This is a genomic window from Massilia eburnea, assembly GCF_009720745.1.
Taxonomy (GTDB): Bacteria; Pseudomonadota; Gammaproteobacteria; order Burkholderiales; family Burkholderiaceae_D; genus Rugamonas; species Rugamonas eburnea.
The window spans coordinates 71,582-95,516 of the sequence record NZ_WNKX01000015.1 but is presented as its reverse complement, the minus strand read 5'-3'; the positions used below and the strand labels follow the sequence as shown (position 1 = coordinate 95,516).

The following is a 23,935-nucleotide window of genomic DNA, read 5'->3' as shown; positions in this document are numbered from 1 at the left end:
GGGATCGTACTTTACAATATTGAACTCTGCAAGCGTGAAGCCGAACATTTCAACCAATGCCCCGCCGGAAGTCGGCGCCGCCCTGCAACGACTGCGCCTGGCGCGCGGCCTTACGCTGGAAGACCTGTCCCGTATCGCGGGCGTCTCCAAGTCCATGCTATCGCAGATTGAGCGCGAAAAAGCCAATCCGACCATCGCCATCACCTGGCGCCTGGCCAACGCCCTGGGCGTACAAATCGGCGAATTGCTGGCCGACGTCGAAAAGGATGTCGAAACCATCAAATTGGTTGATGCGCACGAAACCCCTACCCTGCCCGGCGCCCACGCCGGTTACATCCTGCGCATCCTGGGCCCGATGGAACTGGCGGGTAAATATGAATGGTACGAATTGACACTGGCGGCGGGCGGTGAACTGGTATCGCAACCGCACGATCCCGGCACGACCGAACACCTGACGATCCTGCATGGATCGATGGAACTGGAAGTCGGAAACAACAAGAAAAAGATCAAGCTGGGCGGCACCGCGCGCTACGCTGCCGACCTGCATCATGCCATCCGCAATACCGGCAAAACCGAAGCCAAGGCGCTGCTGGTGGTGATCCACCGTTAATTGCGCCTAAGGGATGCGCTCCGCGCCTGGTGGCGGCGCAACCCATGCGTGCATCCGTTCTTCGTATACCGAAACACGAGGCGCGGGGAAGCCTGGATCAGCAAAAGCCCCGACCGGAACGCCGACGAATGCTTCGTGCCCGCCGATTTCATAAAAAACGGTAGCGCCGCAAACCGGACAAAAGTGGAATTTCGCCTGCCCGCCCGAATCGCCGACACGGACAAACTCAGTCGAATTTCCTGAAATAGCGACGTTCTCGCGCGGGAAACGCGCCTGGACGCCAAAGACACTGCCGGTGCGGCGCTGGCACTCCAGGCAATGGCATATCGAAATCCTGACCGGATCGCCACTCACTTCGGCCGTTAGCTGGCCGCAGGTGCATGAGGCAAGGCGTTTAGACATCAGGGAATCTCCTTCCTGGGCAGGTTCAAGTCCCGCCGCAACTGTTTGCAGGCCTCCAGACCGCTGTCGAATGTAACACTGCGATAACTCTCGCCCGACTTCAACTGGATCTTGATATAACACTGTCGGTTCGATTTTCCCGGCAGCCCAAAGAGCACCGTATCGATTGCCTCACGCGGAACCATGACATTCTTCGCCATCGGTCCATCAAAGTGAAGGTATATCCCGCCCGGAACCTTCTCCGCCGCGACAAACCGGCCGAACGTCGTCGAATACCAAACCCATGTCACGACAACAGCCGCGACAAGTGAGGCTGCGCCTACAGGTTTGATGTACGGCCGCGGCATGATTCTTCGCCCCACTTCACGGTATCAGGGATGATGGCAAACCATTTCGATATTGTGCCCATCGGGCCCGATCACGAAGGCAGCAAAATAGTTGGCGTGGTAGCGCGGGCGCAGGCCGGGCGGGCCGTTATCCTTGGCGCCCGCCTCCAGTGCAAGGCGATAGAAATCCTCGACCTGCTGCCGGTTTTCGGCAGCGAACGCAAGATGAAGATGGGCTGGCTTCTCCTTTGTCTCGAACAAGACCAGCGAAGTACTGCCCTTGGCCACCAGTTCGATGCCGTAGCTCGGTTCACCCTCCCCGGCAACACTTACGCCGATCGGCTCGAGCGCTTTGAGAAAGAACGCTTTGCTCGCCGCAAAGTCGCTCACGCCAAATTTAACGTGATCAAACATCAGCCCTCCGTTTTTTCGTACATGCCTGGGAAGTAGCGCTCCATCAACGACTGTGGGAATCGTGGCGCTGTAAAGCCATACTGTGCATACAGCCCATGCGCATCACCCGTTGCGAGAGTGAACCTGCGTAGCCCTTGCAGTTGCGGATGCGTAAACACGGCCTCCATCATGGCCTTGCTGTAACCGCGCCCGCGGTGTTCCGGCAAGACAAAGACGTCCACCAGATTCGCAAACGTCGTGTAGTCGGAGACGACCCGCGCGAAAGCGATTTGCTGATCTTCCAGAAAGCCGCCAAAGCATAGTGAATTGGCGATAGACCGTTGGACCAACTCCAGTGAAATGCCTTTGGCCCAGCTGGATTGCTCCGAAAGGAAGCTGTGAATCAGCGGAATATCAAGCTCGGTGCTTACTGTGGTGATGCGAATCCTGTTCATAGGCGAAAATACTAGCACGACCCTTAAAACTTCGCCCGGCACTGCTTTGCCCCAGCTCTTGGAAACGCGCGCAGGCCTTTGTATAGTGATGCCCTAAGCCCGCCTGATTGACAGAAATCACAGCTGCCACGCCTAACAATCTCGATGATTCGCCAGCCATTGCTGGCTTGCTTGAGGTAAAAGCGATTAGTGTCATCGTCTCCATCTGGAACATATTTGAATCGCACATCTACTTTAGCCGTGCGTCCATCATCGTTTACAGCCAAAATCTGGCTTCCCTTTGGCCTGTCCCACGCCGAAGGCAAGAACAGGTTGCCCTCAATGTATGGCGGCTTATCTTCGGGTGCGGCGCGCACCGATAATTCATTCGCCTTCTGTGCTGCATCCAGCAAGCAAAGCAATTCCCGAGAAAGCATGTCCTTTAGTTCAGTCGATGTTAACCCCTTGTACGCGCCACTTGGCTGAACTTTAGCTTCCCAAGACAGGAATTTCTCTACCGCTGCCCCTGGCGAGCCAATATCTCCTGCACACGAAACGCAGGGAAACAGCCCAGCCAAAACAAACAACGCAAGAAGTTTATTCATAACAGGCGGCTTCCTTCATCAACAACGCGATGGCTTGGCGCTAGAGCGCCTTGGCCAAGCGCGGCCTGGGGCAATCAGATTGGTGCGCCCGGCGGAATGACTGGCAGCGCGCGCAGTTTGACGCTGCGGGGATCCGCAAGATATCGCAATATGTAGTCGGCAGCCTGGCTGCGGCTGGCGGCGGTCGTCCCTTTGCCGGGGTTGGCTTTCAGCCATGCTGCGAAGCCGCGCAGTTGCTCGCGCAGGCCAGCGTCGACGTTGGCGTGCAGCTTCCCGCCGTCCAGCACCTGCAACAGCGCGTCGAGGACCACCCAGTCGGCGGCAAGCTGCACCGCCTCACCGCCGGCGAGGTTGCCGGGAACCGGGCCGCGCTTCCAGCTTCGCGACAGAGTTGCCGCGATCACTTCGTCCGGGCCAGGCATCGCATCATCACGCGCGTGCTGCCAGTACAGGCGATTCAGCCGGCCCGCATCGAACAGGAAACTCGCCGTTTGCGCGGCGCCCGATTCTGCGGCCGAAAGCGCATCGAAAACTGCCGTCATACGCGTGCCAAAATATTCCTTGCTGCGCTCATACCCGGTCGATGGAGGCGTCAACTGGTCAAGCACCCTCGCCGGCAAGGCCAGGTACTCCGCACGCAACGTATCGGCCAGCCGGGCCAAAGCGGCACGCTGCGTGGTTGCGGGCGTGGCCCTGATGCCTGCATCTGCGCGTCCGGCACGAATATCAGCGCTGGTGGTCGATTCGTATTCGCCACCTGCCAGTAAGCGGGCAACGGCTTCGCCCTGGTAGCGCTGAAGCAGGTAGACGGGCACCAGGCGCGCTTCGAGCTCGCCTGCCTGGCGCTCACCCGGCAGCACGTCATACGAGAAGTTATCGAGCGCGCGGCGGCGGATCGCGCCCAGCTGGTCCCAGGTTTTCAAGGTATCCGGACCAAAATCCCATAGCAGCCCGTTCGGATGGGACGCTCCCGGCGCGCGTGAATCTTCGTCCGAGACATATTGCATTCCGGCGGCGCGCGCATCACTGCGCAGCTTTGACAGAGCGCTTGCCTCCGCCTCTCCGCTTCCGTAATCGCCATAGATGTACTTCACCATGTACTCGTCCCACGGTCCGACACCGGCACCGTAGGCATCCTGCAGGTCGATTGCGCCATCCGCGCCCAGTTTGAGGACGGGATGCGGGTAGTCCATCACCGAGCCATTGCCTTGCCGGCTGGCGGCGAAGTTGTGAGCGAAGCCCAGCGTGTGCCCAACTTCGTGCGCAGCGAGTTGGCGCAGGCGCGCCAGCGCCATCTGCTCGGCGAGTTGATGGCGCTCAGCTGGCGAGGACTTGCCGTAGGGCGCCAACAGGGCCTCGGCGATCAGGATGTCTTGCCGCACGCGCTGGGAACCCAGCGTCACTGAGCCGCGAATAATCTGGCCCGTACGCGGATCGGTCACGGCATTGCCATACGACCAGCCGCGCGTGGCACGGTGCACCCAGGTGATGACGTTGTAACGCACGTCGGCGGGATCAGCGCCTTCCGGCATCAATTCAACACGGAAGCCGTCCTTGAATCCAGCCTTTTCGAAGGCAGACGTCCACCACCGTGCGCCCTCAAGCAGCGCCGAGCGCACTGGCTCCGGTGCGCCCCGGTCAAGGTAGTACACGATAGGCTTGCCGCCTTTTTCCAGGCGGTGCCGGATCTGCCAGCGTACATCGAGGCTTCCCGCCAGCGGGGTGGCGAAATCGTAATAGCCGGTATCGATGCCGCCGGAGAATGGATGGTAGGCCCGAGGCTTGTAGCCGTTGTCCGGCAACCGCACCAGGGAAATATGCTGGCGCATCGTCAAGCTGGCCGGATCCGCGGCGACCTGGCGCACGTATTCGCCATTGCCAGGGCCGGCGAATGTCAGCAAAGCTTCCAGTTCAACGTTGTCCGGGAATGCTTTCGCTTCGGCCGGTAGCACCGCACTGCGTTTGCCGTCGACGTGATAAGCACCCTGCTTCGTTTCGTCCAGGCGCTGAATGACCCCATGCTGGTCGGCCAGCAGGAAACTGGAAAAATCAACGAGGTGGCGCGGACCGTCGCTGGCGAGGATGTCGCCGGCCCACAAGACGGCGCCGGCGAACGACTCGGCCACCGCATTGCGTTCATCGGCATCGGCGGAACGGGCCACAAAACGGGTGTTCTCCTGGACCAGGAACAGGCGCTCGCCAAATTTCTGGAAACGAACCAGCTTGGCGCTGCCCGCTTGCGCACGGTCCAGCCCTACATCGTTCGAGCCCAATGCATATGGCAGCGAAGAGACCAGCAGGAAGGGCTGGTCCAGCTCGCGGACCGAGAGCAGCACCCTGCCTTTGCCCTCATCGCGCCACAGCTCGATGAATCCCGGCTGCACCGCGAGCGACTGGGTCTGCCCGGCAAAGGTTTTAGGTGCTTCCGCTGCCGTGGCAGGCGCAAGCAAGGCTGTCCACAGCAACAGGAGCGCGCGCATTGCTTACTGTCCGCCAGTGGTGGACGCCGCGGCTGCGCCAGGCGTCATGTCCAGCGCACGGGTCAGGAAGCCCCAACGGTCAGCCACTTCCTCGATCTGCTTCGCGGTCGGCTTGCCGGCGCCGTGGCCGGCCTTGGAATCGATGCGGATCAGGATCGGTGCGGGACCGGCTTGTGCAGCCTGCGCTGCCGCAGCGAACTTGAAGCTGTGGGCTGGCACGACACGGTCATCGTGGTCCGCGGTCATCACCATGGTCGCTGGGTAGCAGCTGCCCTGCTTCAGGTTGTGCAGCGGCGAATATTTGACCAGCGCCTTGAATTCTTCCGCGTTGTCGGAAGAACCGTAGTCCGACGCCCATGCCCAGCCGATGGTGAATTTCTGGAAGCGCAGCATGTCCATCACGCCCACAGCCGGCAGTGCAGCCCCGAACAGGTCCGGGCGCTGGGTCATCGCGGCGCCTACCAGCAGGCCGCCGTTCGAACCGCCGCCGATCGCCAGCTTGGCCGGCGAAGTGACTTTGTTCGCCACCAGCCATTCAGCTGCGCCGATAAAATCGTCGAACACATTCTGCTTTTGCAGCTTGGTGCCGGCCTTGTGCCAGGCTTCGCCGTATTCGCCGCCGCCGCGCAGGTTGGCCATCACGTACACGCCGCCCATTTCCACCCAAGCCAGGTTGGACACCGAGAAGCTCGGCGTCAGCGAGATATTGAAGCCGCCGTACCCGTACAGGTAAGTCGGGTTACTGCCATCGAGCTTCATGCCCTTCTTCGACACGATGAACATTGGCACTTTGGTGCCGTCCTTGCTGGTGTAGAACACCTGGCGTGTGTCGAAGGCGCTCGGATCGAAGTCGACCTTAGGCTGACGGTAGATGCTCGACTTGCCACTCTTCAGGTCCAGGCGGTAAATCGTGGTGGGGGTGGTAAAGCTGGTGTACGCGTAGAAGGTTTCGGTGTCTTTCGCCTTGCCGCCAAAGCCGGAGGCCGTCCCCAGGCCAGGCAGTTCGATGTCGCGCACCGGCTTGCCTTTCAGGTCAAACACCTTGACGGCGCTGTGCGCATCAGCCAGGTAGTTCAGCACCAGTTGCTTGTTGACGATGCTGGCGCCGGTCAGGGTTTGCGCCGCTTCCGGCACGATTTCTTTCCAGTTCTCGATGCCTGGCTTGCGGATGTCGATCGCGATAATACGCGAACGTGGCGCGTTCTTATCGGTCATGAAGTAGAACACTGGGCCTTCGTTGTCGATGAAGCTGTACGAAGCGTCGAATGCTTCCAGCAGGCCGACTACCTGGGCGTTCCTGGCCTTCAGGTCCTTGATGAAGACGCGATTTTTGTGTTCGGTACCTTGCGAACCGTTGATCAGCAGGTAGTGGCCGTCATCAGTCACTTCCGCACCAAAGCCCCATTCCTTCTGGTCCGGACGGTGATAGGCCAGCACGTCGGCGGCTTGCCCGGTGCCCAGTTTGTGGAAATAGACTTTCTGGAAGTAGTTCACGCCGGCCAGCTTGGTTTCTTCGGTCGGCTCGTCATAGCGGCTGTAGTAGAAGCCGGAACCGTCGGCAGCCCATGCGGTGTTGGAGAACTTGACCCATTTGATATGATCGGCCATGTCCTTGCCGGTTTCAATGTCGCGCACTTTGATCTCGTTCCAGTCGGAGCCGGAGGCCGCGGTGCTGTAGGCCAGGAACTTTCCGGTCGGGCTCACGGCCATGCCGGCCAGCGCCACGGTGCCGTCAGCGGCCAGCGTGTTCGGGTCCAGCAGGACGCGCGGGGTTTCGTTCAGGGTCTTGGCGGTATACAGGACCGACTGGTTCTGCAGGCCGTCGTTACGGCTGTAGAAGTAGCGGCCGCCCTTCTTTTCAGGCACGCCATAACGCTCGTAGTTCCACAGCTTGGTCAGGCGTCCCTTGATCGCCTCGCGCTGCGGAATCTGGGACAGCCAGGCTTGCGTTATCTTGTTCTGTTCAATCACCCAGGCCTTGGTCTCGTCGCTGTTGGCGTCTTCCAGCCAGCGATATGGATCGGCGACCATGGTGCCATGGTAGTTGTCCTGCTGCTCGACTTTCTTCGTTACCGGATAAGTGACGGCGGGAGCGCCGGCCGGACATGTCTGGGCCAGGGCTTGTGCGGAGAATGCAGCGATCAGGGAAAGAGCAAGGGTGGCGCGCTTGAATGGCATTTGTCGTCCATGTTGAAGTTATGAATGCGGCAAGGATCATAACGTGAACTTTGACAAATAAGTAACTCTCCGAAGGGCTTCGCGCCGCTTATTATTCGGCCAGCGCCGGCGCGCGCCAAGTCTCGACCCAGCTGGCCAATTGGTCCGCCGGCATTGGGCGGCTCATGAAATAGCCCTGCCCCTGGTCGCAGCCCATCTCGGCCAGGATATGCCAGGCCGCCTCGCTTTCGATCCCTTCGGCAACCACGCGCAGGCCCATATTGTGTCCCAGGTCGATCGTGGAGCGCACGATCTTCGCATCGCCCACGTCGTTGGCCATGTTCAGCACAAATGATTTGTCGATCTTCAGTTCATCCACCGGCAGGCGTTTCAGGTAAGCCAGCGAGGAATAGCCTGTGCCGAAATCGTCAATCGACAGGTCGCAGCCCATGCCGTGCAGGCGCTCCAGCGTTTGCTGGGCGCGTACCGGATCGTCCATGATCGCGCTTTCCGTGATCTCCAGGCAGAAAGCGCCAGGCGAAACATGGTGGCGCATGAAAATTTCGCCGAATTTGAACGGCAGTTCCTGGTCCAGCAGGTCGCGCGTCGACAGGTTCACCGACACTTTCAGGTGAATGCCGCGCTGCGCGAGCGCATGGCACAACTCCGCGGAACGTTCCAGCACCCAGTGCGTCAGCACCCGGATAAACCCGGTCTGCTCAGCGAACGGAATGAACTGGTCGGGGAATACATTGCCGCGCACAGGGTGCTGCCAGCGCACCAGCGCTTCCACACCAACCACCCGGCCGGTCGCCAGCGTCACTTTGGGCTGTACGAACAGGCGAAACTCGTTGTTTTCAACCGCCTGGCGCAATTCAGTCAGCAGCGACAGGCTTTGCTGGCTACCCTTGTCGATCGCGTCTTCGTACACCACCGCACCTTCATTGCGCTGCTTGGCGGCGTACATGGCGACTTCGGATTTGCTGAGCAGTTCTTCGCCATCCATCCCGTGATCGGGGAAGCCTGCAATGCCAATGCCGGCGCCGATGTCGACCATCTGTTCGTCCAGCGAGAGCGGCGACTCCAGCGCCTGCAGGATCTCCGACGCCACCACCACCGCCTGGTCCAGGTCTGAGCCGGGCAGCAGCACCGCGAATTCATCGCCGCCCAGGCGCGCCACCTGGGCCGGATGACGGCGGTTGGCCAGTTTCTGCAGCAACCGGCCGGCCACCTGCTTGAGCAAGGCATCGCCGAAGCTGTGGCCCATCACGTCATTCACGTGCTTGAAGCGGTCTAGGTCCATCATCAGCACATACGCCGAGCCGGCGCGCTTGCGCGCGTCAGCAATGGCATCGTTCAGCAACAAGAGGAACTGGGCGCGGTTCGGCAGGTTTGTCAGCGGGTCCCAATACGCCAGACGGCGGACTTCCTGTTCGCGCTTGGCGATACCGTCCCGCATGCTGCCGAACGCATGCGCCAACTCGCCGATTTCGTCGGCCCGGGAGGATTCAATATTTACCTTGTAATCGCCCTGCTCCAGCTTTTTCGCCGTATCGGCCAGTTGGCGCAGGGGCTGGGCAATGCGCTTGGCAGTCAGCACGCTGGCGACGACGCAGACCACAATGCCGGCTGCCGTCAAGCCAAGCAGCCAGCGTTCCAGGCGCGCATATTCCGCGGTCGCCTCGTTGATGGAGCGGCCAAGCATGACCACGGCAACCTGGCCGTCGTCCTCGCCGATTGGCGTCATGCGCACGCTGAGTTTATCGCTGGTGATGTCCACATCGAAAGCGTCGGACGGCAAGCGCCCCATGCCCTGCAGCTGCGCCATGATGCTGCCGACGGCCGATGGCGCCAGGCTCGAAGCAACGGGCAACCAGTTCCCTTTGCTGTCGCGCGTCAGCAGCAGGGTCTGGAGCGATGTGGTTTCCTGCATGTCGCGCGCCAGGCGTTCATCGAGCGGGAACGTCATCACGACAAAGCCTATGGTCAGCGGCGCCTTCACCGGCACCACCACGATCTGGTACGGCAAGCGCTCGACGATCGCAATCCCGTTCGCGCCATCAGCCTGTTCCGCCTTTTCCAGCATGCTCATGACCATATGCTCCAGGCCTGCAGCCTGTGCATCGCTGGTCGATGCAACCACCTTGCGTTCCGGGCTCACGAGCATGGTCATCGATGCCTTGATGCGCCGGCCATGATTGGCCAGTGCCGATTCGATGGTGGCGCGGTCGTCCGGGTCGGTATTGCCGATCGCCGCCAGGAAGCCGGCATCGCGCGACAGCAGCCTGGCGCCGTTGCGCAGGTTCTGGGCATTCTGATCCATCAGGCGCGCAAAGACCTTGCTGCCGTTGACCAGCTCAGAGGCAATCGACGTGCGGGCATTGCTGTCGATCCCGCGCTGGATCACCAACAGTCCCACCAGCTGTACCACGATCAGCAACACCAGGAACAGTGTAACGATACGGCTTTCGAGGCTTCGGAATCGCATGGCGTCAGTAAGCCGCAGAATCTGGATCGGTGACTGGAGGCTTCAACGGCATCCTGAAGCTGGCGCTGGCCGCCTCATCGGACAGACGCAGCGCCTGTTCCTGCGGGTTGCCGCCAACGATATCGGGGTGCCATGCCTTCAGCACATATTTACCCGCTGGTGCATCGACGAGCACTGCTCCGCTGGCGTCCGTCTTGCCGAAAAACGGCGTGTCGACAATGCGAACATAGGCGATCATCTTGTCGTGGATATTGCAGCCCAGGACCACGGTGCCAGGCTTGTCGAAGGTCTGCGGTTCGGCCGTCGTCCCGGAATACAGCTTCTGGTCGAACTTGTGCGGCGGCGAGAACGAATAGATATGGTGCCGCACCTTATCGTTGTTCGGGAAGTAGATCTTGCTGCCGGTCTGGATCACCGTCACCAGCGGGATGAATTTCAAGCCTTTCTGGCTGATTTCTCCTGCTTTCTGCGGCTTGGGCAACTGCTGGCCGCCTTCGGCCTCCAGATACACCACGGCGTCCGTCACCGGTTTTCCATTGGCGTCTGTAACGTGCACGTTAATCCCGCCGGCAGCGCTGGCCGCCCCCGTGAGCAAAAAGGCCGCCAAAGCGGCGGAACGGCTAATCAACTGGCTCGGCATCGTTCTCAGTCATGGACGTGGAAGCTTATTGTAGCGCCAAAAAGTGTTTCCGGCATTCATCATACTGTCACATTTGCGGCACACAATGCCGGGGTTGACATCATGCCCAGAGCACTATCGTGAGCCTACCAGCAGCCACACTTCCGAACAACGTGACCTACCTGCGCCCACATCCGGACGAACTGCTAGGCCAGCACCTGCTCGACATCATCCAGCGCCGCCAGTTGCACGCCCTGTTCCAGCCCATCGTACACATGCAAAGCGGCGAGATCATCGCTTACGAAGGCTTGATCCGGGGACCATCCGACAGCCCGCTGCACTCGCCGCTCAACCTGTTCCGCGTGGCGCGCGCCAATAAGCTCTCGCGCGAAGTCGAATACCTGTGCCGCCGCATCGTGCTGGAACGTTTTGCGGAGCTGCAGCTGCCCGGCAAACTGTTCCTGAACGTCAGTCCCGATTCGCTGGTACGCCAGCAGGACGGGACGCAGGGCGAGACCCTTGGCTACATCCACGAATTCGGCCTCAATCCCGCCAACGTCATCATCGAGCTGACTGAAAACCAGCCGACCTACGATTATGCGTTGATGCGCCAGGCGGTCCTGCACTACCGGAACATGGGCTTCCAGATCGCGATCGACGACCTGGGCGAAGGATTCTCCAGCCTGCGCCTGTGGTCCGAACTGCGCCCGGAATACGTCAAGATCGACATGCACTTCATCCAGGGTATCGAGCACGACCCGGTCAAGCTGCAGTTCGTACGCTCCATCCAGGAGATTGCCGACAAATCCAACACCCTCGTCATCGCGGAAGGCATCGAGAAAGCCGCCGAGCTACTGGTGCTGCGCGACCTCGGCGTGGCGTATGGCCAGGGCTATCACCTGGGACGCCCGCATGCCCATCCGGCCAAGGCCCTGCCGGCGGAAGTAGTCAAGGTTCTGGGCCGCAATGGCGTGGCGGTCTATCCGCAACGCGCTGCCGAGAGAAATGCCGTGAGTATCCGCAAACTCCTGCACGACGTCGCCGCCGTGCCGCCGTCGATGAACAATAACGACGTCTATGAGATTTTCATGGCCGATCCAAAACTGATGATCATCCCCGTGGTCGACCGTGGCCGCCCGCTTGGCCTGGTATCGCGTTTCGACATGATCGACCACTTCGCACGCCCTTACCAGCGCGAGTTGTATGGCAAGAAACCATGCACTCTTTTCATGGATGCCAAACCGATCATTGCCGACGTCGACACCAGCTTGCAGGAACTGTCTTGCCGCATGGCGGAATCAGATGCGCACCACCTGTTCAACGGCTTCATCATTACTGAAGACGGCAGCTATGCAGGCATGGGTACCGGCCACGACCTGATGCGGGAAATCACGCAGATGCAGATCAATGCTGCGCGCTATGCGAATCCATTAACACAATTGCCAGGCAACGTGCCGATCAACGAACATATCGACCGCCTGCTGGAAAGCGGCACCCGCTTCTGGGTATGCTACGTCGACCTGGATCATTTCAAGCCCTTCAACGACGTCTATGGCTACCGCCGGGGCGATGACGTCATCCAGTTGACCGGGCATATCCTGGCCAAGCACGGCGACCGCAACCGCGACTTCGTCGGCCATATCGGCGGCGATGACTTTGTCATCCTGTTCCAGAGCGAAGATTGGGAAGCGCGCTGCCAGGCCGTGCTTGGCGATTTCAGCACCGCCATCGCCGACTTTTACAGCAACGAAGACCGCGAACGCGGCGGCTACATCAGCGAAGACAGGCAGGGCAAGAAAGTCTTTTACTCATTGATGAGCTTATCCGTCGGCGTGATCCGCGTCGAGCCGCGCCAGTATTACTCGCATCACCAGATTGCGGCTAGCGCAGCGGAAGCAAAGAAGCAGGCCAAAAAGATACACGGCAACAGTCTTTTCCTTGACCGAAGGTTACAAATGCAGGGAGCGTAGTCTATATTGAACCCATGAGTCCCTTCATCTACAGCATGTGCCAGAAACCAATCGTCGGCTTGGCGATGGCGACGGTCGCGCTGTGCGAATTCCCGCAACTGATCAAGGATGCACCGCTCAAGCTTTCCGAAGCCGGCACGGTTGTTACTGCCGACGTGGAAGTTCCGGTGGACCTGAGCTACACGCTCCAGCTCGAAGTGAGCAACCCGGCAGGCGACTCCTTGAGCAAGCAGGAAATCTCCATCCTCGGCGACCGCCGCATGGAAGATTGCATCGAAGGCACGGACCTGTCCAAGGTTTCCAAACAAGAACGCGCCAGCTATGGGCGGCCTATGGCGTTCAAGGTCGAAGTACGCCGCAAGGCTGACAATACCGTGATCCATTCGCGCCTGGTGAATACCATGTGCGTGGCCAGCAAATGGGCCAACCAGCGCTCGCGCAGCCTCGGCAATATTCCCCTCGCTCGCGGCATGTACAGCATCCGCGTTGAGAACGTCGATGCGCAAACCGGGCTCGATCACCTTTCTTCCAATCTGGCGCTGGCGCCAAGCATCGACCGCCCGCTTACCGCACAGCGCTAGCCTGCTCAGGGCGAACTGTTGCGCGCTTCCGGATCGAAATCAGCCTTGCTGAGAAATTGCTCATCCGGCAAAGCCGTGTCGGCAGTACCGCCGCGCAAGCCCTCCAGGTTGTGCCGTGCCAGCGCATGTCCTTGTGCGGCCGCACGGCGGTACCAGCGCAGCGCTTCCGCTGCGTCCCGCTTGACGCCCTGGCCCGTCGCATACAGCACGCCAAGATTGTTCTGGGATGCCGCATCGCCCTTTTCAGCTGCGCTGCGGTACCAATGCACTGCTTGCGCGAGGTCGCGCTGCACGCCTTCACCATTGGCATACAGGACCGCCACGCTGAATTGCGCCTGCACCGAACCGCCCTCCGCCGCCAGGATGTACCACATCAAGGCCTGTGCGGCGTCGCGCGCCACGCCCGTGCCGTGGGCGTACATGCTGCCCAACAGGCATTGCGCGTAGATGTCGCCGCGTACGGCGGCCTTGCGCAGCCAGGCTTGCGCCAGCTTGCAGTCGGCCGCCACGCCGCGGCCGTTCAGGTAAGCCTCGCCAAGCAGGGCCTGGGCGCTCGACACGCCTTGCTCCGCCGCGCGGCTGAACCAGCGCACCGCCATCTCCTCATTGACGGGCACGCCGCGCCCACGACGGTACATCTGGCCGAGATTTTGCTGTGCGGCAGCTTCGCCCTGGCGCGCGGCGCGGCGGAACCAGTACACGGCTTCCGCATCGTTGTTGCCGGTACCCAGGCCCTTGTAGTACATGGCGCCAAGCTGGTTCTGGGCAAAGGCCAGGCCTTGCAGGGCCGACATGCGCATCCAGCCGAAAGCCAGGCGCGGGTCGGCATCGACGCCAAGACCGTTTTTGTAGAGAAGCGCCAGGTTGAACTGGGCATAAGGATCGCCCCGCTCAGCGGGGCCAAGGAACCACCGGAAGATGCGCTCCCGGTCTGCCAGACGTTTGCCCATCGCCGCCTCCCATACCCTAGATTGTTATCTAAAGTATAAGAAGCGTCTCCGGGCTGCGTTTGATTTAACGCAAACTCAGAACTTGGCGCGCACGCCAAAGACGAAACTGCGGCCCGGCAGCGGCGAAACATCCTTCAGCAGCGAGGTCGAAACACGGATGTCTTCGTTCAGCAGGTTCTTCGCCAGCACGAACCAGGTCAGGTCCATGTCGGCCAGCTTTTGCGTGTATGACAGGTTGGCGCTGACCTGGTTGTAGGAACCGGTCGGCGCGGTTTCGAACGATGCCAGGCGGTCCTGCGCTTGCGCGTGGATCCAGGTTGCCCCGGCGCGCCACACAGGGGTGCGGTAACCGATGCTGGCGCCAACGCGCGATGCCGGCTGCAGCGGCAGGCTGCCGGCATTTTTCAGGTCGCCATGCGAGGTATCGGCGAACAGGCGGCCATTCAGGCCCATCGCCAGCGGGTTGTATTCGATTTCCGCTTCGGCGCCGCGGATCGTGGCGTCGCCCTGGCTGAAGATGCGCTGCCGGAATTCGCCGCCATCCTGGCCCTCTTCGTCCAGCATCCGTCCTGTGACATGGCCGTAGATGAAGTCCGAAATGCTGTTGCGGAACAGATTGGCTTTCCAGCGAATCAGGCCGGCCGTTTTCTGCAGCGAGAATTCAACGTTGCGCGAGGTTTCCTTCGACAGGTTCGGGTCGCCCACGTCATAGGTAATCGTCGCATCGTGCGGACCGCCGGAGTACAGTTCCTCGGTCGATGGCGCACGCTGCGCGCGCGACAGGGTCAGGCCGGTCGCGTAGCCAGGCGTGAACGACCAGAGGGCGCCCAGCGCACCGCTTTGCAGCGAGAACGAGCGATCCAGGCCGGATACCGGCTCGCGCTTCACGTGCTCCAGGCGCACGCCTGCGTTCACGCGGACAGGGCCCCATTCCTTTTCCTCGACCAGGAAGCCAGCCGACGAATTCGAACGCGTGACGGGCACGGTATCCGGGCCGCCTTGCGCGCTCAGGGCCGAGAAGTGCGTCAGTTCGGTCTGCACGCCGAAGGTGCCGTGCCAGCCATCGATTGCCTTGTGCACCGCGTCGGCGCGGGTTTCAACCGAACGGTTCTTGAACTTTACTTCCGGCTGGCCATCGTCACCCAGTTCGGCGTGGTGGTAGTCGGTATACCCGGCCTTGAATTTGGCGGACTCGATGCCCGGCAATGGGTTCTTGAACAGGCTGTCGAAATCGTAACGGACCTGGTGCTGGTCAATCGCCGAGCCTTCCGCGGTTGGAATGCCGTATTTGTTGTCCAGGCTGGACACCGACGCGCCGACATAGCCCCAGCCGTCGATATAGGAACCGCCGAAGCCGGCGCCTTTCTCATGCGTGCCCGAATGCGGCAAGCGGCCGGAGGCGGAATCCGGATCGCCTTCCACGCGGTTGCCCGGGATCTTGTAATCGCCGGATTGGCGGGTGTTGGCATCCACGTGCAGGGCCAGCTTGCCGACGGCGCCATCGATGGTGCCTGAAGTCGCAGTGCCATCGTCCACGCTGCTATAGCGTGTTTCAACCTGGCCTGTCAGCTTTGGCTCCAGCGCTGGCGGAATGCGCTCGTTGACCACGTTCACCAGGCCGCCGATCGCGCCGGAACCGTACATCAGCGAAGCCGGGCCGCGCAGGATTTCGATCTGGTGCGCTACCGCGCCTTCTGCGGACACCGCGTGGTCGTTCGACAGGCCCGAAACGTCGGAAACGGCCATGCCGTTTTCCAGCATCTTCACCCGCGCCCCTTCCAGGCCGCGGATGATCGGACGCGAAGAACCGGCGCCAAAGGCCGAGGTGGAAACGCCCAGCTCCGACGACAGCGTATCGCCCAGTGAATTGGACATCTTGTCGCGCAACTCATCGCCGGACAGCACCTTGGCCGGCACCAGGATCTGTTCGGTTTCGCCCTGGTGGAAAGGGTTTGCGGTCACAACCACCTTGGTCACGTCGCCATCATCGGCATGGGCAATGGCGGATACGGCCGACAGGACAGCGCCTGCCAGCAGGGAATACTTGAAATTCATAGTCAGACTTTCTGGATACGACAAACGTTAGCCGGCCAAAGCAATAAGCCACGGCGGCAGAAAATGTTTACAACGTTGTGTCAAGCCAGAGGGGGCGCGCGGGAATCGTAAGCGCGTACGGTACGCGCATCGGTCAGCTGCGGCAGGGCGACGCCGGCTTGCGGCGCGCAGTAGTCGACAGATGGGAAAGTGAAGCTCGGCGTATGGATCGCCGACGCCAGGGATGCAAAGGCCGCGCACTCGCTGCAGCTATGGTCCAGCGCCAAGCCAGCGCTGATGCCACTGCCATCGACGTCGTTTGCATTCTGCTGTTCGCTGCTGCGGCGGAAGTCCGACCAGTGCGAAACCGCGTGCGCCATCCCCAGCTGCTGGGACAGTACCAGCAGCACGGCAAGCAAGACGTGCAGGAAATGGCGGTTAGCTTTCTTCACGGCGGCTATTTTAAGCAAATTATGCAAACTTGCGCAATGCATCACGTGCAAGGCCGGCGCCGATGCTGCCGAACAGGTCGCCTTCGACCCGGCGCGCACCCGGCACCAGCGCCGCGATTCGCTCGCGCAACAGGCGCACACCGCTGGAACCGCCGGTGAAGAAGATCGTGTCCACCTGGCTTGGCTGCACGCCTGCATCTGTCAGCAGTTGGGTCACGGTCGCACCAACGCTGGAAACCAATTGCTCAACTGCCGCATCGAAACCGGCGCGCGTTACGTCCAGCATGACAGGCGGTGCGAACCTTTCGAGGTGCATCTGCACCAGGTCGGCCCCGGACAAGCCGATCTTGGCCTCCTCCACCTTGAGCGCCAGCCAATGGCCAGCACGCTCTTCGATCAGGTGCTGCAGCCGTTCCAGCTTGGCCGGCTCGCGCGCATCGCGGATCATTTCCGACAGCTGCGCCTGCATCTTGCGCGTGTAGGCCTGGTTGATGGTATGCCAGGTCGCCAGGTTGAAGTAATAGCTGGACGGCACCTCGGCGCCGCTCAGGAACTGGCTGCCATAGCCCAGCAGAGGCATCACGCTCGACAGGCTGAGATATTTATCGAAGTCGGTGCCGCCGATGTGGACACCGCCGGTAGCCAGGATATCCTCAACCCGCTCCGCGCGCGCAACGCGGTCGGGGCCCAGGCGCACCAGCGTGAAGTCGGAAGTACCGCCGCCGATGTCGGCGATCAGCACCAGTTCTTCGCGGTCGATCTGCGATTCGTATTCAAATGCGGCTGCAATCGGCTCGTATTGGAACGCCACGTTGCGGAAGCCGACACTGCGCGCAATGTCGGCCAGGGTATCTTCCGCCACCTGGTCAGCAGCCTTGTCGTCGTCGATGAAGTGCACCGGGCGCCCCATGACGACGCTTTCGAACTGGCGGCCGGCAGCGCTTTCGGCGCGCCGCTTCACTTCCCCGATGAACTGCGACAGCAGCAGGCGGAATGGCAGAGCGCGGCCGCCTACTTCCGTCTGGCCGTCGATCAGGCTGGTGCCCAGCAGGCTTTTCAGGGAGCGCATCAGGCGCCCTTCGCAGCCGGCCAGGTATTCGGCCAGGGCGGCGCGGCCGTAGCTGGTTTCCTCGTCGTCGGCATTGAAGAAAACCACGGATGGCAGCGTCATCTTGCCGTCTTCAAGCTCCAGCATGATGGGATGGCCGGGGCGCACCCATCCTACGGTGGAATTGGAGGTGCCAAAGTCGATGCCGCAAGCCTGAGCCATCTTATTCATCCGAAAACCGAAAGGGGCGGTATTTTACCAGAGCCTGCGCGGCTTGGGCACCACACGCAATGCGTGTAAACGTGGGGAAACTATTGCCATGTGGTAAGATTGGGGATTATTTTCAAAATCACAAGCAATTCATCCGGAATCTGCCCCGAGCCCGCAGACATGCGTCCAACAACCCTACAACCAGCGATCAGCCTTGCCGAGCAAAAGGCCATCATCCTCCAGGAGGGACGCCGCGTCACCTCCTATGATGTCGCGCTGGTGGCGGGCGTGTCGCAGTCGGCGGTGTCGCGCTGCTTCAAACCGGGCGCCAGCGTCTCCAAAAAGACCTACGAACGCGTGATGAAGGCGGCAGAAGGGCTGGAATATATCCCGAACGCGGCGGCGCGCAGCCTGATTACGCGCAGGACCAATATTGTTGCGATTGTGGTCTCCCATTCCAGCATGCTGTACAACCCGGCCGCCTTGTCCGAGCTCAGCCAGCAGCTGAACCGGCGCGGCAAGCGCGCCCTGCTCTTCACGATGCAGCACGAGGGTGAAATTGAGCAGATCCTGACCGATGTGTGGCAATTCCAGGTGGATGGGGTGATTGCGGCATCCAAGCTGACGCCGGCCCACGTCGAGGAGTTCAGGCGCCGGCAGGTGCCGCTGGTGGTGTTCAACCGCCACCTGCGGGACATGGATGTGAATACCGTGCTGTGCGACCAGTTCGAGGCCAGCCGGGCGCTGGTGAGCCGCCTGGCGGCCGCCGGGCACCGGCAGTTCGCCCTGATCGGCGGGCCGGAACAGAATTCGGTTGCGCGCGAGCGCTTGCGCGGCGCGCTGGACCGGATCGAGGAATTGGGCCTGCCGGCGGCGCCGGTGTTCTATGGCTGCTTCGACTATTCCAGCGGGGTGGCGGGCTTGCATGAGCTGATCGCGCGCATCGGCGCGGTGCCGGATGTGGTGATTTGCGGGAATGACGCAATGGCCATGGGCTGCGTGGATGCGGCGAGGCAGCATTTGCATATCGACGTGCCGTCACAGATGTCGGTCGTGGGCTGCGACGCGGTTGAAGGGTCGCAATGGCTGAGCTATGAGCTGACGACCCTGCGCCAGCCGTTGCACAAGATGGCGATTGCGACGGCGGATCTGATGTGCGGCCTGATTGAGGCCGATGGCGAGGTCGAGGCTGAGAAGCGGGTGTTTGCGGCGCAGTTTGTGGAGGGCGAGACGGCCCGCTTGCATGCGCCGCGGGCTGTTTTGGCGGCCTAACCCGGTAAACCTGGGTCTGACCCACTCTAGCGGTCGAAATTTACGTCGGCGGGTGCGCTGACTGGGTCTGACCCTTGGGTCAGACCCAGGTATGCCGGGTTTCAACCGGCCGCAATGCGATTCGCGATATGCCGCAGCGACTCCTCTACCTGGTCCACCAGGATCAGGCACAGATCACCTTCCTGCAGTCGATCCATCGCAGTATCAATCGCAATAAACTCGCCGGTAATCTCATCCACCTTCGACGTACGCGAAGCACCCTGCAAGCCTTCACGCAGCAGGCGAACCACCTCGCCATCTGCACGCCCGCGCTGGCAGGCATCCTGGTACAGCACGACATCATCGAATGCCTTGCCCAGGATCTCGGTCTGCTGGCGGATATCCTGGTCGCGGCGGTCGCCGGCGCCGGAAATCACCACCGAACGGCGCTTGGCCGGCATTGCATCCACCGCCTGCACCAGCGCCTGCATCGCATCCGGGTTATGGCCATAGTCAGCAATCACGGTCGCACCGCGGTACTTGAAGATGTTGAAGCGGCCCGGCGCATTGTGGCTGTCAGTCGTGAAGGTCAGCAAGCCGCGACGGATCGAATCCCAGTCAATGCCCGCAGCCCAAGCCGCAGCCACCGCCGCCATGGTGTTCTCCACCTGGAAGCCGATGGTGCCATTGAAGGTGATCGGCACGTCCGACAGCGGAATACGCTGCTCGTTCTTGCCTTCCACCGCCACCAGCTGGCCGTTGTCGATGTACACGGTACGCTTGCCCTGCGCCAGGTGGGTCGCCACCACCGGGTGATAGCGGTCCGCACCGAAGAAGATCACCTTGCCCTTGCACTTGGCAGCCATGGCAGCCACGATCGGGTCGGTTGCATTCAGCACGGCATAGCCCTGCGCGTCGACGTTCATCACGATCACGCGCTTCAGCACCGCCAGATCTTCCACGGTGGTGATGTAGTTCAGGCCCAGGTGGTCGCCGGCGCCGATATTGGTCACCACGGCCACTTTGCAGCGGTCGTACGCCAGGCCTTCGCGCAAGATGCCGCCGCGGGCGGTCTCGAACACGGCTGCATCAACGTCCGGATGCTGAAGGACGTTGCGCGCCGAACGCGGGCCGGAGCAGTCGCCGGAATCGATCTGGCGGCCGTTGACGTACACGCCGTCGGTATTGGTCATGCCCACGCGCAGGCCAGACGCTGCGATCAGGTGCGCAGCCAGGCGTACCGTGGTGGTCTTGCCGTTGGTGCCGGTCACCGCAATCACAGGAATGCGGCCATCGTCGCCCTCAGGGAACATGGTGTTGATGATCGCTTCGCCGATCGGGCGGCCTTTGCCGTAGGACGGCGACAGGTGCATGCGCAGGCCCGGCGCGGCATTCACTTCCACCACGCCGCCATTCTGCTCTTCGATCGGACGCAGCACGGAATCGCAGACCACGTCCACGCCGCAGATATCGAGACCGATCATCTGCGCCGCCTCCACCGCGCGCGCAGCCACTTCCGGGTGGACGTCGTCGGTCACGTCGGTGGCGGAACCGCCGGTCGACAGGTTGGCGTTATTGCGCAGCACGACGCGCTGGCCGATCGGCGGCACGGAGTCCGCAGCCAGGCCTTGCAGCGCCAGGCGCGCCAGGGCGATATCGTCGAAACGGATCTTGGTCAGCGCAGTGCCGTGGCCGGTGCCGCGGCGCGGATCGGAGTTGACGATATCCACCAGTTCGCGCACCGAGTGCACGCCGTCGCCCACCACGTGAGGAGGGTCGCGGCGCGCAGCGGCGACCAGCTTGTTGCCGATCACCAGCAGGCGGAAGTCGTGGCCGGCAAGGAAGCGTTCGACCATGATGTCGTCGCGGAATTCCTTGGCGGCGTTGTAGGCGGCGATAGTCTGCTCGCGTGTCGTGATGTTCACCGTCACGCCTTTGCCCTGGTTGCCGTCCTTCGGCTTCACCACGACGGGCAGGCCGATCTCCAGCGCGGCTTTCCAGGCGTCTTCCGCATCGACAGCGGTACGGCCCGTAGGCACAGGTACGCCAGCGGCGTCCAGCAATTTCTTGGTCAGTTCCTTGTCCTGCGCAATCGTTTCGGCAATCGCGCTGGTGCTGTCCATTTCGGCAGCCTGGATGCGGCGCTGCTTGGAGCCCCAGCCGAAGCTCACCATCGAGCCTTCGGTCATGCGGCGGAACGGGATCTTGCGCGCCACGGCAGCGTGCACAATGGAACCAGTCGACGGGCCCAGGCGCACATCTTCATCGAGTTCACGCAGTTCGTGCAGCGCGGCGGCCAGATCGAACGGCGTGTCCTCCATGGCGGCCTTGACCAGCTTTTCAGCCCATTCAACAGCCAGGCGGCCCACGGCCTCCTCGGTATATTCAACCACCATCTGGTAGATGCCGTCTTCCAGCGTCTGCGTCGTGCGGCTGAAGGTCACCGGGCAGCCGGCTTCGGCTTGCAGGCCCAGGGCCGCCAGTTCCAGCACGTGCGCCATCGGGATGGTGTCGGCGTGGCCGTCCGGCTGCAGCTGCGCCAGGCGCGGGAAGCGGGTGCGCAGGCGCACTTCGAAACCAGGGATCTTGTCGACGGAGCGTTCTTCCGGCGAGCAGGAGACAATGGCTTCAACAGCCGTATGGTGGCTCCACAGATTTGGGCCGCGCAGGGCGCGGAGGCGAATAACTTCCATTCCTGGTAATCCTTAGTTTTTCTTGGTATTCCACTCGAAGGTGCGCAGCGCAGCACCGATCAGGTCCGGCGACAGGCCCATGGCCCAGCCGGCGCCGATCGCGGCCAGCACCGCTTCCTTGCGGTCTTCTTCACTGGCCGGCAGGCAAGACGGCGGCAGCACGGCCAGCTCGTCGCGGCCCGCGGCCATGACGAAGCCGCCATCGCGCAGGAACACGGCGCGGCCGCCGTCCTGGCGGTGCGAGTCGATGGCGGGCACGTGTTCGTCGGTGCCGTAGAAGATGACGTCACCGTCGCACAGTTCCGCCATTTCGGCCACTTGCGCATCGGAGGCGTTCAGCACGGCGGCACCTTCCGGCAGCACCACGTCGACCTGCGTGCGCAGCACGCCGAACATCTGTTCCGGGGAGTTGATGTAGAACTCGCCGAGGTCTTCATGGCCGGCAGCGTCGGTCACCACGCCTACCATGCACTTGTCGTAAGAGAAGCCTTCGCTCAGGATCATGCGCCCGGAGTTGGCGAATACCGCCGCTTCCACATTCTTGTTCAGCAGCAGGCGCTCGCCGGATTCCCATTCGGTCAGCGGGCCGCGCGCCACGTTGCGGCCGTTCAGGAATACGCCCTGTTCGGTCGCAGTGCCGACGTAGCGGCCGCTCATTTGCAGCAGCCAGCCGATCAGGCGGGCGATCAGCGCGTTCTGGCGGCTGCCCGCCACACCCACGATCGGGATGCGGCCATCGTCGTCTTCCGCGAACAGCTGGTCGCAGATGGCATGGCCAACCGGGCGCGCTACGCCGCCGGCGGCTGGCTTCAAGTGGGCCAGCAGGCCCGGGCTGGCGTTCACTTCGATGATGGCGCCGCCCTGCTCTTCCAGCGGCCTGGAGATGTCGGCGGCCACCAGGTCGATGCCGGCGATGTCCAGACCGATGGTGCGCGCAGCCAGCGCTGCCATTTCGGCAACGGCCGGGTGCACCAGGTCCGTTACGTCATTGGCAACGTTGCCATTCAACTGGATCAGGACTTTGCGGCCGGATTCCGGCACGGAGTCCGGGGTCAGGCCCTGGCGCTTCAGGTCCAGCAGCACCTCTTCCGATTCGCGCGGCTGCACGATATTCAGCGGGAATTCTTCGGTCGTGCCGCGGCGCGGATCGGTGTTGATCTGGGAATCCACCAGCGCCTGCACCGTGGATTTGCCGTCGCCCGTCACCCACAGCGACTCGCCCATGGAGGCTGCCACCATGCGGCGGCCCACAACCAAGAGTCGGTGTTCATTACCGACGATGAACTTCTCCACGATTACGCTCTTGCTGCCGCCGCGCGCCACGGCGATGTCGTAGGCGGCGCGCACGTCGGCTTCGGACACCAGGTTCAGCGAAACGCCGCGGCCATGGTTGCCGTCGTAGGGCTTGATCGCCACCGGCAGGCCGATGTCCTGTGCTTCTTCCCAGGCGTCGTCGGCGCTCTTGACCAGCGTGCCTTCCGGTACCGGCACGCCGACGGACTTCAGCATGTCCTTGGTCATGTCCTTGTCGGAGGCGATGCCTTCGGCGATGGCCGAGGTGTTGTCGGTTTCAGCGGTCCAGATGCGGCGCTGGCGCGAGCCGTGGCCCAATTGCACCAGGTTGCCGTCGGTCAGGCGGATGTGCGGGATCTTGCGGTCGGTCGCAGCGTCCACGATGGAGCCGGTCGATGGGCCCAGGCACAGCGATTCGACCATCGAGGTCAGTTTGGCGACGGTGGCGGCCAGATCGTATGGCTTGTCGTCGATGGCAGCCATCAGCAGGTCCTTGCCGGCGGCCAGCGCGGCGCGGCCGACCTGCTCCTGGCGGGTGCGGAATGCCATTTTGTAAATGCCGCTGCCTTCGGCGGTCTGGCGCGTCTTGCCAAAGCCGGTACGCATGCCGGCCAGGTTCTGCAATTCCAGTACAACGTGCTCGAGGATGTGGCCGGCGTAAGTGCCGTCGCGCAGGCGTTCGAGGAAGCCGCCGCGCTCACCGACGCCGCAGCGATGCTCGACCAGGCCTGGCAAAAAGGCAATCAAGCGTTCGTAAAATCCGGGGAGTTTATTGGAAGGGTAGTTTTCAAGCTCGCCGATATCCAGCCAGGCTTCGATCACCGGGCGATAGGTCCAGATGTTCGGTCCGCGCAGGTGTGTTACACGGAGAAACTCAATATCTTTCTTTTTTGTCATGTTTTAGCTCTTGTACCTCTTGCGGTATACTCCGCCCGTCCT

The 23,935-nt window shown here is 61.9% G+C and carries 19 protein-coding genes; 4 read left to right on the top strand and 15 right to left on the bottom strand.

What is annotated here, in order from left to right:
• Nucleotides 1-34 precede the first annotated feature (34 nt).
• A complete protein-coding gene (locus GM658_RS18880; RefSeq protein ID WP_170298875.1) occupies nucleotides 35-610 on the top strand; it encodes a helix-turn-helix domain-containing protein in 576 nt (191 codons plus the stop codon).
• Between the two features lie 6 nt (nucleotides 611-616).
• Here the strand turns inward: GM658_RS18880 and GM658_RS18875 are convergent, their stop codons facing one another.
• From GM658_RS18875 to GM658_RS18835, 9 genes are all read right to left on the bottom strand, one after another.
• The gene (locus GM658_RS18875; RefSeq protein ID WP_155455604.1) at nucleotides 617-1,012 is read right to left on the bottom strand and encodes a GFA family protein; all 396 of its coding nucleotides are present in this window, start codon (nucleotides 1,010-1,012) and stop codon (nucleotides 617-619) included.
• The gene (locus tag GM658_RS18870; protein WP_155455603.1) at nucleotides 1,012-1,359 is read right to left on the bottom strand and encodes a hypothetical protein; all 348 of its coding nucleotides are present in this window, start codon (nucleotides 1,357-1,359) and stop codon (nucleotides 1,012-1,014) included. The genes GM658_RS18875 and GM658_RS18870 overlap by 1 nt, the downstream gene beginning before the upstream one ends.
• A gap of 24 nt (nucleotides 1,360-1,383) precedes the next feature.
• The gene (locus GM658_RS18865; RefSeq protein WP_155455602.1) at nucleotides 1,384-1,752 is read right to left on the bottom strand and encodes a VOC family protein; all 369 of its coding nucleotides are present in this window, start codon (nucleotides 1,750-1,752) and stop codon (nucleotides 1,384-1,386) included.
• Nucleotides 1,752-2,186 (bottom strand): GNAT family N-acetyltransferase, encoded by a 435-nt coding sequence (locus GM658_RS18860; RefSeq protein WP_155455601.1) that lies wholly within the window; start codon nucleotides 2,184-2,186, stop codon nucleotides 1,752-1,754. Before GM658_RS18860 ends, GM658_RS18865 begins: the two co-directional genes overlap by 1 nt.
• 23 nt (nucleotides 2,187-2,209) lie before the next feature.
• Nucleotides 2,210-2,770, bottom strand: coding sequence for a hypothetical protein (locus GM658_RS18855; protein ID WP_155455600.1), 561 nt, complete (start codon nucleotides 2,768-2,770; stop codon nucleotides 2,210-2,212).
• Between the two features lie 74 nt (nucleotides 2,771-2,844).
• Nucleotides 2,845-5,250, bottom strand: a complete 2,406-nt coding sequence (locus tag GM658_RS18850) for a zinc-dependent metalloprotease (protein WP_155455599.1) — start codon at nucleotides 5,248-5,250, stop codon at nucleotides 2,845-2,847.
• A gap of 3 nt (nucleotides 5,251-5,253) precedes the next feature.
• Nucleotides 5,254-7,428 (bottom strand): prolyl oligopeptidase family serine peptidase, encoded by a 2,175-nt coding sequence (locus GM658_RS18845; protein ID WP_155455598.1) that lies wholly within the window; start codon nucleotides 7,426-7,428, stop codon nucleotides 5,254-5,256.
• A gap of 91 nt (nucleotides 7,429-7,519) precedes the next feature.
• Nucleotides 7,520-9,895, bottom strand: coding sequence for a putative bifunctional diguanylate cyclase/phosphodiesterase (locus GM658_RS18840; protein ID WP_155455597.1), 2,376 nt, complete (start codon nucleotides 9,893-9,895; stop codon nucleotides 7,520-7,522).
• A gap of 4 nt (nucleotides 9,896-9,899) precedes the next feature.
• Entirely contained in the window at nucleotides 9,900-10,535 is a 636-nt protein-coding gene (locus tag GM658_RS18835) for a methylamine utilization protein (RefSeq protein WP_155455596.1), read from the bottom strand.
• Nucleotides 10,536-10,654: 119 nt separating this feature from the next.
• Between GM658_RS18835 and GM658_RS18830 the strand changes: the two genes are divergently transcribed.
• Nucleotides 10,655-12,484, top strand: a complete 1,830-nt coding sequence (locus tag GM658_RS18830) for a GGDEF domain-containing protein (RefSeq protein ID WP_170298874.1) — start codon at nucleotides 10,655-10,657, stop codon at nucleotides 12,482-12,484.
• Between the two features lie 14 nt (nucleotides 12,485-12,498).
• Entirely contained in the window at nucleotides 12,499-13,065 is a 567-nt protein-coding gene (locus GM658_RS18825; RefSeq protein WP_155455595.1) for a DUF5625 family protein, read from the top strand.
• A 5-nt stretch (nucleotides 13,066-13,070) separates the two neighbouring features.
• Here GM658_RS18825 and GM658_RS18820 read toward each other — a convergent pair whose 3' ends face one another.
• The 4 genes from GM658_RS18820 to GM658_RS18805 all read right to left on the bottom strand — a co-directional run bounded on the left by GM658_RS18820 (nucleotide 13,071) and on the right by GM658_RS18805 (nucleotide 17,771).
• Nucleotides 13,071-14,015 carry a tetratricopeptide repeat protein gene (locus GM658_RS18820; RefSeq protein WP_155455594.1) on the bottom strand — a complete coding sequence of 315 codons (945 nt, stop codon included), beginning with the start codon at nucleotides 14,013-14,015 and terminating at the stop codon, nucleotides 13,071-13,073.
• Nucleotides 14,016-14,090: 75 nt separating this feature from the next.
• Nucleotides 14,091-16,070: a TonB-dependent receptor gene (locus GM658_RS18815; RefSeq protein ID WP_155455593.1), complete on the bottom strand. Its 1,980-nt coding sequence runs from the start codon at nucleotides 16,068-16,070 to the stop codon at nucleotides 14,091-14,093.
• 80 nt (nucleotides 16,071-16,150) lie between these two features.
• The gene (locus tag GM658_RS18810; protein WP_155455592.1) at nucleotides 16,151-16,501 is read right to left on the bottom strand and encodes a hypothetical protein; all 351 of its coding nucleotides are present in this window, start codon (nucleotides 16,499-16,501) and stop codon (nucleotides 16,151-16,153) included.
• 19 nt (nucleotides 16,502-16,520) lie between these two features.
• The gene (locus GM658_RS18805) at nucleotides 16,521-17,771 is read right to left on the bottom strand and encodes an Hsp70 family protein (RefSeq protein ID WP_155455646.1); all 1,251 of its coding nucleotides are present in this window, start codon (nucleotides 17,769-17,771) and stop codon (nucleotides 16,521-16,523) included.
• A 168-nt stretch (nucleotides 17,772-17,939) separates the two neighbouring features.
• On the opposite strand from GM658_RS18805, the gene GM658_RS18800 reads away from it, so the two are divergent.
• Nucleotides 17,940-19,031 carry a LacI family DNA-binding transcriptional regulator gene (locus GM658_RS18800; protein ID WP_155455591.1) on the top strand — a complete coding sequence of 364 codons (1,092 nt, stop codon included), beginning with the start codon at nucleotides 17,940-17,942 and terminating at the stop codon, nucleotides 19,029-19,031.
• Nucleotides 19,032-19,132: 101 nt separating this feature from the next.
• Here the strand turns inward: GM658_RS18800 and cphA are convergent, their stop codons facing one another.
• Both cphA and GM658_RS18790 read right to left on the bottom strand, forming a co-directional pair.
• Nucleotides 19,133-21,703 (bottom strand): cyanophycin synthetase, encoded by a 2,571-nt coding sequence (gene cphA, locus GM658_RS18795; RefSeq protein ID WP_155455590.1) that lies wholly within the window; start codon nucleotides 21,701-21,703, stop codon nucleotides 19,133-19,135.
• A gap of 12 nt (nucleotides 21,704-21,715) precedes the next feature.
• On the bottom strand, nucleotides 21,716-23,893 hold the full coding sequence (locus GM658_RS18790; RefSeq protein WP_155455589.1) for a cyanophycin synthetase: 2,178 nt from the start codon (nucleotides 23,891-23,893) through the stop codon (nucleotides 21,716-21,718).
• Between the last annotated feature and the right edge of the window lie 42 nt (nucleotides 23,894-23,935).

What these genes read in the sequence shown, in the direction of transcription:
- GM658_RS18875 (WP_155455604.1), bottom strand. Translation starts at nt 1,012, where the DNA reads ATGTCTAAACGCCTTGCCTCATGCACCTGCGGCCAGCTAACGGCCGAA.
- GM658_RS18870 (WP_155455603.1), bottom strand. Translation starts at nt 1,359, where the DNA reads ATGCCGCGGCCGTACATCAAACCTGTAGGCGCAGCCTCACTTGTCGCG.
- GM658_RS18865 (WP_155455602.1), bottom strand. Translation starts at nt 1,752, where the DNA reads ATGTTTGATCACGTTAAATTTGGCGTGAGCGACTTTGCGGCGAGCAAA.
- GM658_RS18860 (WP_155455601.1), bottom strand. Translation starts at nt 2,186, where the DNA reads ATGAACAGGATTCGCATCACCACAGTAAGCACCGAGCTTGATATTCCG.
- GM658_RS18855 (WP_155455600.1), bottom strand. Translation starts at nt 2,770, where the DNA reads ATGAATAAACTTCTTGCGTTGTTTGTTTTGGCTGGGCTGTTTCCCTGC.
- GM658_RS18850 (WP_155455599.1), bottom strand. Translation starts at nt 5,250, where the DNA reads ATGCGCGCGCTCCTGTTGCTGTGGACAGCCTTGCTTGCGCCTGCCACG.
- GM658_RS18845 (WP_155455598.1), bottom strand. Translation starts at nt 7,428, where the DNA reads ATGCCATTCAAGCGCGCCACCCTTGCTCTTTCCCTGATCGCTGCATTC.
- GM658_RS18840 (WP_155455597.1), bottom strand. Translation starts at nt 9,895, where the DNA reads ATGCGATTCCGAAGCCTCGAAAGCCGTATCGTTACACTGTTCCTGGTG.
- GM658_RS18835 (WP_155455596.1), bottom strand. Translation starts at nt 10,535, where the DNA reads ATGCCGAGCCAGTTGATTAGCCGTTCCGCCGCTTTGGCGGCCTTTTTG.
- GM658_RS18825 (WP_155455595.1), top strand. Translation starts at nt 12,499, where the DNA reads ATGAGTCCCTTCATCTACAGCATGTGCCAGAAACCAATCGTCGGCTTG.
- GM658_RS18820 (WP_155455594.1), bottom strand. Translation starts at nt 14,015, where the DNA reads ATGGGCAAACGTCTGGCAGACCGGGAGCGCATCTTCCGGTGGTTCCTT.
- GM658_RS18815 (WP_155455593.1), bottom strand. Translation starts at nt 16,070, where the DNA reads ATGAATTTCAAGTATTCCCTGCTGGCAGGCGCTGTCCTGTCGGCCGTA.
- GM658_RS18805 (WP_155455646.1), bottom strand. Translation starts at nt 17,771, where the DNA reads ATGGCTCAGGCTTGCGGCATCGACTTTGGCACCTCCAATTCCACCGTA.
- GM658_RS18800 (WP_155455591.1), top strand. Translation starts at nt 17,940, where the DNA reads ATGCGTCCAACAACCCTACAACCAGCGATCAGCCTTGCCGAGCAAAAG.
- cphA (WP_155455590.1), bottom strand. Translation starts at nt 21,703, where the DNA reads ATGGAAGTTATTCGCCTCCGCGCCCTGCGCGGCCCAAATCTGTGGAGC.
- GM658_RS18790 (WP_155455589.1), bottom strand. Translation starts at nt 23,893, where the DNA reads ATGACAAAAAAGAAAGATATTGAGTTTCTCCGTGTAACACACCTGCGC.